Origin of the sequence: Falsiphaeobacter marinintestinus (assembly GCF_007923355.1) — a bacterium.
GTDB classification, from domain to species: domain Bacteria; phylum Pseudomonadota; class Alphaproteobacteria; order Rhodobacterales; family Rhodobacteraceae; genus Phaeobacter_A; species Phaeobacter_A marinintestinus.
In genome coordinates this window covers 42,574-57,291 of record NZ_VOGO01000020.1, presented here as the reverse complement: position 1 = coordinate 57,291, position 14,718 = coordinate 42,574, and the positions used below count along the sequence as shown (strand labels likewise).

General features: G+C 55.8%; 12 protein-coding genes and 1 pseudogene. 6 read left to right on the top strand and 7 right to left on the bottom strand.

Features of this window, described 5'->3' with window-relative positions; genetic code table 11:
• A pseudogene (locus FOY56_RS22645) lies at positions 1-305 on the top strand (transposase); the annotation flags it as partial.
• Between the two features lie 27 nt (positions 306-332).
• Here the strand turns inward: FOY56_RS22645 and FOY56_RS22640 are convergent.
• Both FOY56_RS22640 and FOY56_RS22635 read right to left on the bottom strand, forming a co-directional pair.
• Positions 333-1,268: an aldo/keto reductase gene (locus tag FOY56_RS22640; RefSeq protein WP_146348429.1), complete on the bottom strand. Its 936-nt coding sequence runs from the start codon at positions 1,266-1,268 to the stop codon at positions 333-335.
• Positions 1,269-1,497: 229 nt separating this feature from the next.
• Positions 1,498-2,052, bottom strand: a complete 555-nt coding sequence (locus tag FOY56_RS22635; protein ID WP_146348428.1) for a TetR/AcrR family transcriptional regulator — start codon at positions 2,050-2,052, stop codon at positions 1,498-1,500.
• A 279-nt stretch (positions 2,053-2,331) separates the two neighbouring features.
• Here FOY56_RS22635 and FOY56_RS22630 point away from each other — a divergent pair, with 279 nt between their 5' ends.
• Positions 2,332-2,928: a pyridoxamine 5'-phosphate oxidase family protein gene (locus tag FOY56_RS22630; RefSeq protein WP_146348427.1), complete on the top strand. Its 597-nt coding sequence runs from the start codon at positions 2,332-2,334 to the stop codon at positions 2,926-2,928.
• Positions 2,929-3,107: 179 nt separating this feature from the next.
• Here the strand turns inward: FOY56_RS22630 and FOY56_RS22625 are convergent, their stop codons facing one another.
• Positions 3,108-4,736 carry an alpha-D-glucose phosphate-specific phosphoglucomutase gene (locus FOY56_RS22625; RefSeq protein WP_146348426.1) on the bottom strand — a complete coding sequence of 543 codons (1,629 nt, stop codon included), beginning with the start codon at positions 4,734-4,736 and terminating at the stop codon, positions 3,108-3,110.
• A gap of 384 nt (positions 4,737-5,120) precedes the next feature.
• Positions 5,121-5,486 (bottom strand): hypothetical protein, encoded by a 366-nt coding sequence (locus tag FOY56_RS22620; RefSeq protein ID WP_146348425.1) that lies wholly within the window; start codon positions 5,484-5,486, stop codon positions 5,121-5,123.
• Between the two features lie 269 nt (positions 5,487-5,755).
• Between FOY56_RS22620 and FOY56_RS22615 the strand changes: the two genes are divergently transcribed.
• Positions 5,756-6,181, top strand: coding sequence for a globin domain-containing protein (locus tag FOY56_RS22615; protein ID WP_146348424.1), 426 nt, complete (start codon positions 5,756-5,758; stop codon positions 6,179-6,181).
• On the opposite strand, the gene FOY56_RS22610 is transcribed toward FOY56_RS22615, so the two are convergent.
• Both FOY56_RS22610 and FOY56_RS22605 read right to left on the bottom strand, forming a co-directional pair.
• Positions 6,168-7,052 (bottom strand): UTP--glucose-1-phosphate uridylyltransferase, encoded by an 885-nt coding sequence (locus FOY56_RS22610; RefSeq protein ID WP_146348423.1) that lies wholly within the window; start codon positions 7,050-7,052, stop codon positions 6,168-6,170. The two genes, FOY56_RS22615 and FOY56_RS22610, sit on opposite strands and share 14 nt — an antisense overlap.
• A gap of 25 nt (positions 7,053-7,077) precedes the next feature.
• A complete protein-coding gene (locus FOY56_RS22605; RefSeq protein WP_146348434.1) occupies positions 7,078-7,746 on the bottom strand; it encodes a sugar transferase in 669 nt (222 codons plus the stop codon).
• 239 nt (positions 7,747-7,985) lie between these two features.
• Here FOY56_RS22605 and FOY56_RS22600 point away from each other — a divergent pair, with 239 nt between their 5' ends.
• Genes FOY56_RS22600 through FOY56_RS22590 form a run of 3 tightly spaced genes read left to right on the top strand, consistent with a single transcriptional unit; the run spans position 7,986 to position 12,627 of the window.
• On the top strand, positions 7,986-9,176 hold the full coding sequence (locus FOY56_RS22600) for an FIST signal transduction protein (protein ID WP_146348422.1): 1,191 nt from the start codon (positions 7,986-7,988) through the stop codon (positions 9,174-9,176).
• A gap of 23 nt (positions 9,177-9,199) precedes the next feature.
• Positions 9,200-12,007, top strand: a complete 2,808-nt coding sequence (locus tag FOY56_RS22595; protein WP_146348421.1) for a PAS domain-containing protein — start codon at positions 9,200-9,202, stop codon at positions 12,005-12,007.
• 5 nt (positions 12,008-12,012) lie between these two features.
• Positions 12,013-12,627: a response regulator transcription factor gene (locus tag FOY56_RS22590; protein WP_146348420.1), complete on the top strand. Its 615-nt coding sequence runs from the start codon at positions 12,013-12,015 to the stop codon at positions 12,625-12,627.
• A 9-nt stretch (positions 12,628-12,636) separates the two neighbouring features.
• Here the strand turns inward: FOY56_RS22590 and FOY56_RS22585 are convergent, their stop codons facing one another.
• Complete coding sequence (locus FOY56_RS22585; RefSeq protein ID WP_146348419.1) at positions 12,637-14,709, bottom strand: GumC family protein; 2,073 nt, start codon at positions 14,707-14,709, stop codon at positions 12,637-12,639.
• Positions 14,710-14,718 lie beyond the last annotated feature (9 nt).

Below are 14,718 nucleotides of genomic sequence, written 5' to 3'. Positions count from 1 at the left end.
AGAGGCCATCATCCCGATGGATCAACGGCCAATCATGCACTAACTTTTAAAATGGACCACTCAAGTGGGGCTGCTCACATTGGGCGAAAACAGCGCAAGAAGACCGTGAAATACGACAAGCGCCGCTATAAACGTCGCAACCGTCCCTCTCGTGCCATTGCTGCGCAATGCACTGCCGGGCAGTGATTGAGATCATGTTCGGCAGGCTCAAGGATTGGCGGCGCGTCGCAACCCGCTACGACAGATGTCCCAAGGTCTTCCTCTCGGCCATCGCGCTCGCAGCCGTCGTCATCTACTGGTTATGAATCCTGACCCTAGTGACCGTCGTCAGGTCAAATCTCCTCGGACCGATCTGTTGCTGGGGGTGGTGTTGGGGCAAGTGCGGTAAGGCGGGCGTAAGTTGCATCATCCATCTGATAGTCAATTGCATCGAGGGAAGGTTTTAGTTGGCTGGATTTGCTGGCGCTGAGAATTGGAGCCGTGATATCGGGGTTGTGGGCGACCCAGGCAACAGCGAGAGTAATGGCGGAGATGCCCACTTCATTGGCAACGTCAGAAAGAGCGTTTGCTGAGGCATGCATCCAGCTTTGGCCATAGCGCGCCTTGTACATTTGGTCATGCGTAAGTCGCCCCTCTGCGCCGGTATTGTATTTGCCTGTTAGAAGGCCGCCACCAAGCGGAGAATATGGCACAACGGCGATGTTTTCTGAAGCGCACATAGGCAAGATCTCAACTTCGGCCTGACGTTTGACCAAGCTGTACATGGGTTGCAGCATCTCGACCTCAAGATCCAATGATGCCGCGACCCGAGCCGCTTTCATCACCTGCCAAGCCGCGTAATTGGAAACACCGATGTGACCAACGCGCCCTGCATCCACCATCTTAGCCAGCGCCTCATATGTCGCCTCAAGCGGAACGTCATCTGACCAGCGATGCATGTACAGCATGTCAACGCGATCCATATTCAGACGGGTTAGGCTTTCGTCGACATCCTTCGTGATCGCTTCGGGACTGCAGTCGCCGGTCGACGCACATTTCGTGGCGATGAACAGGTTGTCTCGATCTGTAGCCGCAAATTCACCAAGCAAGGTTTCGGACTTGCCGTCAGTATACCCATGAGCTGTATCGAAGAAATTGATGCCCGCCTCTCGTGACGCATCAAACATGGCGCGGCTGTCAAAGGCATCAGCCTTACCGCCCCACTGCATTGTGCCAAAGCAGAAATTCGATATCGGGTTGCCGGCGGGGGTGCGAAAATCAGGTTTCATGCTGCAATATTGGCATGATCTGCCTGAGAAAAACAATTATTCTGAGTGTTCTGTCCAAGGGCGCATGGCGGCAACGTTTTGAATTGCCGCCATTCATATGGATTTCTGCATCGGTGGAGAAGGTTCTGACTGATCTTCTTCTGCGATAAGGCTGTGATCTGGTCCCAAACTTTCCGTACCGGCCTCACAACGCTCAATGGGACATCGTGGTCTTTTGAGCGCAGGCCGGTCAGTTGGCTAACAAATGGTTTGCAACAGATTTGGCTTCGCGTGCAGCGTCTTTCGTATGTGACATCGCTGCAATGACAATGGCTCCTTCTTTTAGCAAAAGGAGCTGCCTTGCCAGCGCATGAGGATCATCCGCTTTGGCCTGCGTCGCCAACGCTTCAAAGTGGTCCACCAACATGCGTTTATGAGCATAGGCCTGCGCGTTGATTGCATCATTCGGATCCTGAAATTCAGCGCTCGCCTTGATGAACATGCAGCCTTGGAAGCCGTCTTCGAGAAACCATTCTTCTAGCGCGTCGAACATTGCCAGTAGCTGCCCTTGAGGAGTGTCAGCCAGTTCCTCCATCCGCCGGAACAACCAGTTCCGAAAACTCTCGTCCCGCAGGCGAAGGACCGCGAGGATCAACTCGTCCTTGGTCCGAAAATGCTTGTAGATCGACGTTTTTGACACGCCTGTTTCCTTGGCCACAAGGTCCATGCCCGTGGCATGAAACCCATTCCGATAAAACAGAAGGAGCGCTTTTCGAATCAGCTCTGCGCGTTTGTTTTGGCTCACAACGCCCTCCACATTGACTGATCTGTAAATATATTTTGATGCCTCAACAGTCAAGAATATGACTATATTTTAGAGTCTTAATCTCCGTCATTTCGGTGTAGACAGAATTTTTGATGACATCCATCACAAAGATTTACTTGATTGAGTTGACCGGTCAGTTCACCCTCATCTCAACATTTACCGATCTGTTCACCTCTGGGCATCTGCAGCGAGAGCATCATCCCGCCACGCCTGCGAAGCTAAGAACAACACAGTCAATTTGAGACTTGGAGACACGACATGGCCTATGCCTTCGCCAACATCGCGTTCACACCTTCTGTCCGAAATCAACAAGACAAAAACGGGTCAGGCGGCTACGCTAAGCTCCTGACAGCTGACCGGTCCGGCGGTGACATCCTGTCAGACCGCGAGCGCGCGTTCATTCAAGAATGCGACGGCTTTTATCAGGCCACCGTCTCAGAAACCGGTTGGCCCTATGTCCAGTTTCGTGGTGGGGCACCCGGGTTTTTGCGGGCAGATGGCAAAAACGCGATCATCTATGCCGATCTGCGCGGAAACCGCCAATACATCAGCCTTGGCAATCTGACAGCAGACAACCGCATTGCTCTTATCATCGTGAACTATCCCCGTGCAGAGCGGTTAAAAATCTGGGGCCGTGTGGCGGTGGAAGAAAAGCCCTCCGTTCCTGTCACAGACTGGCCCGTTGGTGCCGAAAGGCGCATCCACGTTACGGTCGAAGCTTTCGACTGGAATTGTCCCCAGCACATACCGCGTCGCCTGACCGAAGAGGAGTTCGGCGGCGAGATGGCCCTGCTGCGTGCAGAGAACCAGCAGCTGCGCAAACAGCTCAATGAAAATCAGGCGCGTTCTCGCTGAGCCGCCTGTCCTCAGCCGTCCGGCGGCGGCTCACTTCAACCCAGAATATAACTGAACCCATGAAAAACGTAATTGTTAGAAACACTTTGGCCAGCTTGCTAGCTGGTACCACCCTGTTCACAGGGGCCTTGCCCACAGGGTCCGAGGCGGCTAATCATGGACCAAGGCTGGCTGAGCCCTCAGGTGATCACATCCGGTGCCGAGCGACCCAGACTGTGAAGTCCCGACAGTTCGTGCGCGGCCTTGATGATGGGGCCAAGCGCGATCTGGACTTCCTGATCAAGCTTGCCCGGGTCGGTTTCCAACGTTTCAAGATACAGACGCAGCGTGGCACCATCCGTTCCGGTGCCTGACAGGCGAAAGATCGCGCGGGCCCCGTTCGCAAACTGGATGCGAAGCCCTTGATTGCGGCTGACCGAGCCGTCAATCGGATCCTCGTACCTGAAGCTGTCGGCCTTTTCGACAACCAGCCCGGCGATTGTCTGCCCCGGAAGAGTTCCCAGCGCCGCCTCAACGCGGCCCATTAACGCCTCGGCGTCAGACTTGTTCAGAGCTTCGAAATCGTGGCGCGAGTAATAGTTGCGGCCATATTTCTGCCAGTGATCCTGCAGAAGATCCGACACACCACACCGTTTTACGGCCAGGATGTTCAGCCACAACAGAACAGCCCAAAGCCCGTCCTTTTCACGCACGTGGTCCGACCCGGTGCCAAAGCTTTCTTCGCCGCACAGCGTCGCTCTACCCGCGTCCAGAAGATTGCCGAAGAATTTCCACCCCGTTGGTGTTTCGAAACATTCGAACTGCAGATCCTTGGCGACGCGGTCGACGGCACAACTGGTTGGCATCGATCGGGCCACGCCGGCAAGCCCTGTGGCATACCCCGGAGCAAGATGAGCATTGGCGGTCAACACAGCCAGGCTGTCCGAGGGAGAGACATAGGTGTTACGCCCCAGAATCATGTTCCGGTCTCCATCTCCATCCGACGCCGCGCCAAAGTCAGGTCCCGTATCGGACATCAGCTCAACCATCAGACCCTTGGCCCATGTCGGGTTCGGGTCAGGATGGCCACCGCCGAAGTCGACAGATGGAATGGCATTCATGACGCTGCCATCCGGCGCACCAAGCGCATCTTGCAGGATGGCCGCGGCATAGGGGCCGGTAATCGCGTGCATGGCGTCAAACCGAACCTGGAAACCGGACGCAAAAAGATCGCGAATGGCGTCGAAATCAAACAAGTCTTCCATCAAGGCCTGATAATCTGCGACAGGGTCGACAATGGTCACTTGCATATCGCCAAGCTGTGTATCCCCAAGGCGGTCAAGGTCGAGGTCTGCGCTCTCAACTGTCAGATACCGGGCAATGCTCAGTGTTCCCGTATAAATTGCATCCGTGATGCTCTCAGGCGCCGGGCCTCCATTCGGAATGTTGAACTTAAGGCCGAAATCCTCGTCGATGCCGCCCGGATTGTGGCTGGCTGACAGGATCAACCCTCCATCCGTGGCGTTTTTGCGGATCAGGTTCGACGCCGCCGGTGTCGAAAGCAGCCCTGCCCGCCCGACGATCGCAGCATTGGCACCATTGGCTGCGGCCATCCGCAAAATTGTCTGGATCGCTTCTGCGTTGAAATACCGTCCGTCGCCCCCGACGACAAAGGTTTTGCCCTCTGCGCCCCCGATTGCGTCGAATACTGCCTGAACGAAATTTTCCAGATAATTCGGTTCCATAAACACCCGGGTTTTCTTGCGAAGCCCCGATGTTCCGGGTTTCTGCCCCTCAATGGGTGTCGTGGGAACGGTCAAAATATCCATATCAAACTTCTCCTTCCGGACTGGTGCATGCACGTCCGGCTTCAAACACTATGACCGTCAATTCCGTGACAACGAGCCTATCGTCAAGGTCTTGTTCAAAAACTGCGAAGTTTCGCCGCCCATACCATTGCACCCAAAAACCATCTGTCGGATGTCGTGCGGGCGTTCTTTGCAGGGTTGACCGTATCAACGCGCGACAAAACAGGCGAAGGACGGCGTTGTAAAACGGTTCTTTGTTGAAACCAAACCACCACCACCGTGTGGCAACTGTATGAAGTGAACGACGAAAAAACGTCGCCTGCCATAAAGCTTCAAACCTGAATTAGGGATGCAGATTGGACCTTTAGGACCCGAAGCCCATCCAAAGTGACCTGAATGATCCGATCAAATCCTGTCGGGCTGAATCCGGTCGAACAAGGCATAAGCGCAATTGCGCAACGAGGCAGCATTCGGAAGGAAGCCGCCCGTGTTCCACATCGATTCAGAATAATCCTTTGACGCCATGTGCACGATCTCGCGGTTGGGATTAACAGCTCTGAGCGCGACCAGGAAAGGAAAGCGCCGCCATTCAATCGGCAGATGAGAAACGATGACATCTGCCTCGATCGGGGCAGCCCGAAGCGTCCCCGTGGTGACCGGAATTACGCGATGATCTGCAGGACCAATTCCGGCTCGACGGCCAAGGTATTCGGCGGCCTCTGCGGCCCGGTCCGAGCGGGCTTCGACAAGATGGCAGACAACAGGTTCCATAGACAACACCATTCTCGTGACCGGCTGCGGTGACCGGACAACTCGTTACATTTACAAACCCGCAGCCAGCCATTGAGGCCAGACAACCATTCATATGATAGTAATACACTGAAACCGGACCCAGTTCACCGGGGCAAACGCCTAAGCAATGCGCCAAAAGTCGAGGAGCACCTATACGTTCGCATAGGTCGTGTCCTCTTCGCTTTACATGTGACCCGGGATAAATATTGTCAGTCCCCTGAGAATCCGTGCGAACAGGACTGAGTGTCATGAAAAAAGAAGATATAAGATCGGTGCGCCGGACCTGGGCCGTCACATCGACACTTCAGGAAATGACAGGTCAGATGTTCTATCGCCGCTTGTTCGAGATTGCTCCGAATACGCGATCTTTGTTCCAGGGCGATATGGAAAGCCAGGCCATGAAGCTGGTGACAACGCTGGATTTCATTGTGGATCATCTGGATCAACTGGACACGCTGATGCCGGACGCCCGTGATCTGGCCATCCGGCATGTGGCCTATGGCGTGACCGCCGATCAGTACCCCGCAGTTGGCGAAGCATTGATCTGGACAATGAGTCAGGTGCTGGGTGACAAGTTTACCGAAGCCGATGGTCAGGCTTGGGCGGTCGCGTATGGTACTCTGAGCGGCGCGATGATCGATGCCGCCTACCCTGACGCGGCTACGCAACCATAGAAAAACCTGCGGTGCGGCTGGTGTTCAGAGACAGCTCTGATGACAGATCCTCGCGTTGCATCGCCAAAGCAATTGTTGCCTCGACAAAGCCGACCTTGCTTCCGCAATCGTACCGTTTGCCTTCGAATTCGTACCCCCACAGCTCGTTCTTTGCCGAGTCTGCGGCGATGGCGTCGGTCAACTGGATTTCGCCTTTGACCCCAGGCGCGGCATTTTCCAAATGTTCCAGAACACTTGGCTGCAAAATATAGCGGCCAATCACGGCATGGGTCGAAGGCGCTTGCGCTGCGCTGGGTTTTTCCACGATCAGACCCGCACTCAGACAGCGGCCCGCCCTCGCTTCGACATCAAGGCAGCCATAGGACGAAATCCGGTCACGTCCGACATCCATGGACGCCACCATGTTGCCACCAATCCGGGCATGCATGTCGATCATCTGGCCGATCGCCGGGCGATCAGAATGGATGAAGTCATCGGGCAGAAGAACGGCAAAGGGTTCGTTCCTAAGGAAAGCCCGGCCTGTCCAGACAGCATGCCCCAAACCCCGCGCTTCGATCTGGTGCGTGATCCAGTATGTGTCGGGCTTTAGCGTGACGTCCTGCACCTGACGCAAGGCATCGGTTGAGCCGCGCGATGCAAGATAGTTTTCCAACCGGTAATTGGTGCGAAAATAGTCGTCCAGCGCCGGTTTTTCTGGCGATGACACAAAGACGAAGTTCTCGATACCCGCCGCGCGCGCCTCTTCCACCGCATATTGGATCAATGGTTTGTCAATCAGCGGAAGCATTTCCTTTGGCACGGATTTCGTGATCGGCAAAAACCGGGTGCCCATTCCGGCGACGGGAAAAACAGCGGTCTTGATGTGGCTCATCAGTCAGGTCCTTCTTACGTGTACTTCAATAGGCTCCGCGACCGGACACGACGGCCCGGAACGTCAGGGCCAGCAACATCAGATCAAGCGGCAGGCTTTTCGACCGGGCATAGGCGATGTCCATTTCAACCATGCGGTCAAAATCGATATCGGCGCGACCTGACACCTGCCACAAGCCGGTAAGACCCGGCAAAGCCTCAAGGCGTTTCAAGGCACGAGGCGAATAGGCGGCAACCTCTTCGGGCAGTGCCGGGCGCGGGCCGACCAATGACATCTCCCCGGTCAGGACGTTGAACAACTGAGGTAACTCGTCAATCGAAAACCGGCGGATGAACCGCCCGACCCGCGTGATCCTGGGATCATCCTTTTGCTTGAAACAGACACCATCGCGGTCACTGGTTGCCAAAAGCGCCGCGCGACGTTCTTCCGCATCAATGTGCATTGAGCGAAATTTCATCATGCGAAACGTCTTACCGTATCGTCCCACACGTTTCTGACGGAAGAACACCGGACCGCGGCTTGTGGTTTTGATCGCCACCGCTGTCCCGATCAGCAGCGGAGCCGCGATCATCAAAAGCGTCAGTGTCAGAGAAATATCCAGAAGGCGCTTGGTGGCGGCAGCTACCGGGCGCCCTTTAGATCGGGTTGGGCGATTATGGCCCTTTTGGCTTACAAAATTCACATCACTCGTCATCGTCACAGTAACATCCTCCAGGCTGGTCACTTGCCGGGACTATGCCCTGCACCAACCACGGGCTCTACGTATCGGTAGGCCAGAACAGCAACGAATACGGCCAGTGCCAGGCAGTTGAATGAGTTGAAAAATAGCCCTTTGAGGCTTCGGGCTATACTTTCGCATAGCGCGTATGTGCTGACGCCTGTCCTGCAAAATGATTCAATTTCTGATAGCTGCGTGTCAGAGGTGCAAAAACCATGAAAATCATCGTAGCGACATCAACCGCGCCGTCAGCTGAGCAGGCCGTAGCGGACATCATTGGCCAAATGCCGACTGCCAAATCCGATCCGGATTTCATCGCGGTTCACTTCTCGGCAGTCTACGATCAGGCCGTCATACAGAATGGCCTGCGCAACCTCGCAAAGGGGTCGTTCCACGGCGCGACGTCCTGCCAGGGTGTGATGTCTGACACCGGCATGCAAAGCATCAACGGACTGGGCGCCGGAGCGTTCTGCATCTGGGATCCCGAAGGTGCTTATGGAACCGCGATGCGCCCCATAGGCGATAATGCCCGGGCCTCGGCCCGAGACGCAACAGAGGCCGCGCTCAGGGCGGCGGGGCGATATGGCGAAGCACCCGACATGGTATGGTTGTCGACGGTTCCCGGCACCGAGGAAGCCGTTCTTGAAGGCGTCCAGAGCGTGTTGGGGCGCAACGTTCCGATCCTTGGCGGCAGCGCTGCCGACAATGACGTATCCGGCAACTGGAGCGTTTTCGACCGTGACAGCTGCGCGGAAAATGGTGTGGCCGTGTCGGTCCTGTTCCCGTCAGGGGATGTGTCATTCGCGTATCACAACGGCTATGCTCCGACGTTGCATTCCGGACAAGTGACAAAGGCCAACGGACGACGATTGATCGAGATCGACAACCGTCCCGCTGCCGACGTGTATTGCGGGTGGACCGGTGGCGCAGTGCAGCCGAAAACACCTACGTCAGAATCAGCGTCAATCCTTGCGGACAGCACGCTTTCGCCGTTGGGTCGCCATTTAAGAAACGTCGGAACCGTGCCCTATTTCAGACTTGCGCATCCGTCGACCTTGCACCCGGACGGGTCGTTGGACTTGTTTGCAGATGTAAGCGAAGGCGACGTCCTGACCTTGATGCAAGGGTCGGTCAGCAGCCTGACGGAACGCGCTGGAAAAGTCACATGTCTGGCTGGGCGGGTCGGCGGCATGTCTCAAGACGACGTCAAGGGTGCCTTGGTGGTCTATTGCGGCGGCTGCATGATGGCTGTCCAGGACCGAATGGATGACGTTGTCGGCGGCATAAACAATGTCTTGTCCGGCAAACCGTTTATGGGCATTTTTTCATTTGGCGAACAAGGAATGGCATTTGACGGGCAAAACCATCATGGCAATCTGATGATCTCCAGTATAGTATTCTCATAAGGATCTCGGCAAGAAAGACCCACATGGCAGACGATGAGCGCTTGCGCGAAGCACTGGTCGAAATTGAGCAGCTTCGGGAACGTGAAGCCCAAAGCCACCGCGAAACGCGGGCGCTGCTTTCGGGTCTGGAATGCATTCACTCTGACCGAACCCGGGCTGACTCTATTCGCGCGCTTTTGAAGGTCATTACACAGGCGCTGAACTGCGATCACGTCATGGTGTTTCACAACACCGATGCGGGCACTCAGGTCACCCTTGCCGATTCACCAGAGTTTGAAGGCCTCGCTTGGGAAACCGTCGGAGTCCCGATTGATCGCGGCCGTCGCATTGTTGATGTTCGAACCATGATTTCAGAAGATCGTGACGTTCCGGTACCGCTAAGGCGTTTCCACAGTCTTCTGGCCGAGCCCATTCGAATTCTCGATGGCGAACGTGACGTACTGGCTTGTTTGTCCACCAAGACAGGCCTGTTTACGAAACGCGACGCGGCGCTTTTAAAACGGTTCTGCAACATCGCATCTGAAGCCTTGGCCGGCCTGGAACTGGAAGAACACAATGCGTTTCTGGCGGCGGTTATCGATGGGTCTTCTTCAGCCGTTGCGATTGGGGAAGTCATCGATCAAAAATTGTCACTGACCTATGTAAACAAAGCTCTGGAAGCCTTGAACGGGTTTACCACGAACGAAGCGATAGGCCGGGATGACAGCCTTTTCTGGCATGGAGATTCGGCGCGTCTTGACCAATTCCAAGATTGTATCGCCACCTTTGGGACCGGATCATTTCGGCTGGCCAACCGGCGCAAAGACAAGACACCTTTCTGGAACGAAGTTTCGGTCAGCCCGATCCTTCCCAACGAAGGTCCGATCACGCAAGTCGTCTTAACCCAAACCGACGTAACCCGGCAGGTTAAGGCAGAATTGGACCGAGACGAGGCCCGCAACCGGTTGGAAGCGGCTTTGTCTTCGACCCGAGAAGGGTTTCTTGCGTTGGATAGCGACGGCACCATTCTGTTCGCGAACGCTCGGTTCGAAGAATTCGTGAATATGTACGAAATCAACTGGGGTGTCGGCTGGCAATTCACCGATATCTGGTCGCGCTACCTGATGAAATCAGGGGTTCCCAAGGATATCGCGCTAGAAAAGGCCGGTGAGTATCTTGAACGCTTGTTGACCAAAGCCCGCAGTCTTGAAGTGCGCCTGCCCGATCGCCGAACGGTTCTTGTGAACGAACACCCGATCACGGGCGGCGGTGCTGTGATTGTGGCGTCTGATGTGACTCAGTTGAAGGCAACGGAAAAGACTTTGCTGCAACGCGTTACTGCTATTGAAAAAGTTCAGGACGGCATTGCGATCACCGACCAGTCAGGCCGTTTGACGTATTCAAACCCAAGTCTGCTTCCGTTGTGGGATATTGAGGTCGCCGAGGATCTTTTTGGCCGCAGATGGACCGAGTTTTACGAACCTGCGGACATCCGGACTTTGTTGCAGCATTTGCCATCAAACAAATCGGAGGGCGCGGCCCAGAGCGAAATGCGCCGACGCGGCGAAGAGGGTCAGGTTCATCTGGTCTCGCTGACGCAAGTGGCCGATCTGGGTCATGTCGTTACCGTGCATGATATCACGCGCCGTCTTAAGGCTGAACGCAGTCGGGCGGTTCTGCGTGACCGGCTGCAAGCTGCACAGCGGCAAGAGGCGCTGGGGCAGATGGCCGCCGGTCTTGCCCATGATTTCAATAATCTGCTCTCTGCTATTACCGGCTCGGCCAATCTGATCACAGAAGACGACGACGCATCTGACGCCAACAAAGTGGCCGCCACACGGATCACGACGGCGGGATATCGCGCCGCCGAACTGGTGAACAAATTGCTCGACCTGGGTGCCAGTGAAAAGGCGAAGGAAGAAATTGATCTTCGCGCCTTGATGGAAGAAGCGCTGGAATTCGCGCGCCCTTCTATGCGCCCCGGCGCAACACTGAGCGCAGATCTGGGCAGCACGCCGGTCTTTTCGTATTCAAGCCGCACAGATTTGCTGCAAATGACCCTGAACCTGATCATGAATGCTCTGGACGCCCTGCCCGCCCATGGTGGAGAGATTTCATTGAATCTGGATCTCAACCCCGAACTTCCTGCTGTGGACACGCTGCAATTGGGATGGATCGACCCTGAATACGACTACGTCAGAATTGACGTCAAAGACACTGGGTCCGGCATACCCGCCGACAAGATCGGTGATATCTTTACCGCCTATTTCACAACAAAAGGCGCGCAAGGTACCGGGTTAGGACTGGCCGTCGTTTCAAGCGTCATCAAGGCAAATGACGGCGGGCTTCGAATTCTGTCACAAGAAGGCACCGGGACCACGTTCGAGATCTATTGGCCGCTTGCGTCGAATTCCAAACCTCTGGCAGAGGTTCCGAAGGTAGACGAAGAAACCATAGACTTGACCGGCATTCCAATCATCGTGGTCGATGACGACCCGAGTGTGGCGCAAGTCATAGCAAGACGACTGGAGCTTTCTGGTGCCGAAGTTGCTGTTCTGGACGACCCCGATTTTGTGTTGGAGGTCATTTCTGACGACCCCGACAGTTGGGGCTGCCTTATAACCGATTACGACATGCCCGGCATGAACGGTGGAGAACTGGTCGAAAAAGTTGGTAAGATATCCCCGGATCTGCCCAAGATCGTTGTCACCGCGTTGGCACGGCGCTTGCAGGATCCGCGTATCAACAGCAATACTGTCGATGCATTGCTTGCTAAACCTGTCGAACCCTCAAAGTTGCTAAGTGCCATCCGTACAGCCATTGACCGCAGACACAAACAGCCGGAAGAATAAGCCGCATGAAAATACTGATTGCCGATGACCATGAACTGGTGCGTGACACGCTTATGGCGTTTCTGGACCGTGAAGCGGACTTTGAACTCTCTGCTTGCGAAAACCTGAAAACTGCACTCGACCTGATCGGCACAGACGGTCCATTTGATCTTGTCCTGCTGGATTATTCGATGCCGGGGATGGACGGGCTTTCGGGTCTGGAAAAAGCGAAAGAAGCGAATGGCGGAAACCCGGTGGCCATTATTTCGGGCACCGCACCACGTACTATCGCGCAAGAGGCGCTGGATACTGGCGCCGCCGGATTCCTGCCCAAGACAATGGGCGCAAAATCTCTGGTCAATGCCGTTCGGTTCATGGCAGCCGGCGAGGTGTTCGCTCCTGTCAAGTTCATGACCGAAGTTGTCGAAGAAGAAGAGCACGCGCTTGCCAAGAAACTGACCAAACGTGAGATGCAGGTGCTTGAAGGTCTATGCCAGGGGCAGTCAAACAAGGAAATTGCACGCGACACCAACCTGCAGGAAGTCACCATCAAACTGCACGTCAAAACGCTTTGCAACAAGCTGGACGCGAAGAACCGCACCCAGGCCGCAGTGATCGCGAAGGATGCGGGGCTTTTCTGAGTCCCGGCATTATGCTGCGGCCAACGCAGGATCCTTGCGGGTGGCACCCGTCATCACGAACCCTGCCCCATGGCGCGACAGTGAATCACATTTGCCGACAGACGCATTGACCTTGGGCAGGTTATCCCCCGGGGCCACAGCCGACAGTACCAGATCCGAAGCAGACATGATAAGTTCGGTCGACAGGCCCGTGTCCAGGCTGCCTGCATTGATCACAATCACCGCATAGTCGTCAGCATACTGGTCAAAGGCCGCGCGGACCGCGTGAACCGAAACCGATGCATCAGTGACGTCCGCCATGGCACCGCTTTCCACGATGTCCGCTGTCCGCGCACCGGTGGTCATCGGCGTCACGAATTCACCTGCAACAAGGTCGCGCCATCCTGCGTTTGCCGACAAATCGCCAGGCTGAAGGTCGGCATCGATGTACAATGTGGGCAACCGTGCTGCAGCAAAGCTGTCGGCCAGCGTCTTGGCGACGGCTTGTGCATCAGCCTTACCAAAGTGATTGACGGCGATAATCCGTGCTTTACCAGGACGTGCGATCTGACGGCCGGGAAACAGCGAGACATTGTTACGCAGCCGCACCATGGCCTGACCGAACGCGTCTGATCCGGGTTTCGCACGTGTGGTCAGTAGCAGAGGCATCCGCCACAGGTGACGCCACAGATCATCGCTGAACCGCAGGCTTTTGCGCGACACGGCAAAACCGACGACCAGCAGGATCGCGAGGAACGCTCCACCGCTGAACCCGCCGGCTGCCATCATCTTGCTGCTGTCCTCGGCGGGCTTATCCGCCACGATTGCCCGCGACATGACCTCGACCAGACCTGGCATGGAATTGCGACTTTCGACCCGGATGACATCCAGTGCGCGGCGTGTTTCGTCCAGCATACGGCGTGCTTCATCACGCTCTTCCTCAAGAAACGCCAGTTCGATCCGCTTGCGGTTCAGGTCACGTGCATCGTTGCGGGCGGTTTCCAGTTGCTTCGTCACTTTGTCCAGCACGGCCCGGATCTCATTCAGCGAATCCTCTCGGCTGGATTGTCCACCATCCGTCAGCGCACCGGTTTGACCCAGAACCTGGATCTGGTTACGCCGATCGGCCATGGCCTGACTAACGATTTCGATCTGCTCGCGCTTCTCGATGACCTGTGTTGCGTTTTCGTGATAGCGCCCCAGCAACGTGGTCAATTCGGCTTCGCGTTTGGCTTTGTCAAAGTTAAGGTCTGCCAATGCGCGATCCAGCAGGGTCGCCCGCATGATTTCCTGATCGGCCATATCAGCGCTGCCGCCAGAGCCGTCTTGGGACTGCAAAGCTACAAGCGTGGCCTCCACTTCGGCCCGACGCGATACCAGCGTTTCAATCTGGGCGACCTTCTCGATATGCGTCTTGACCAAAGACGCCATCCCGAATTCGCCACCGACATCCAGCATCTTGTCCATGATCGCATCCAGTCGACCAAGCAGATCGGTTTCGCGAGCGGCAAGTTCACTTTCCCGGAAGTTCGACAGGTTGACCCGGGTCTCGTCATGCAGCGCCAAATAGGCGTCGATCACAGCATTGATCTTGCGGGCGGCAAATTCAGCATCCTTGGACGGCGAGGTCAGGATAATCAGCGCCTCTTTGCGTTTGATCGAAATCGACTCGGCCAGAGTCTTGGCGGTAAGGTCATCGTTGTAGGGCGACGGAACCGCGGTAATCAACTCAACTGCCCGCTCCATGACCGGATGGCTGGCGACATAAGTGGTTTCGGCTTTGACGAACGACTGAAACAGTTTCAGCTTTGAATCATCACCGCTGGCAAACAAGATTCCCGGTTCGCGGGCAGAGATCCGCAAAATCGCCTGGCTTTCATAGATCGCCTTGCCCGATGTGAACCCCAGATACCCCAGACCACCCCCGAGAACAGCCATCAGGACGAGCAGGATAAGCCAGCGACCGCGCATGAGACGTCCAAGGGCTGCGAACGGGCTGAACTCGGTAGGCTCTTCTTCCTGAAGAAAATCTGCCACTTCAACGCCGGGATCGCTGGGCGCGCCGTTCATCATGTCCTTGTGATCGAAACCTACACCGTCCACCGCACTCAC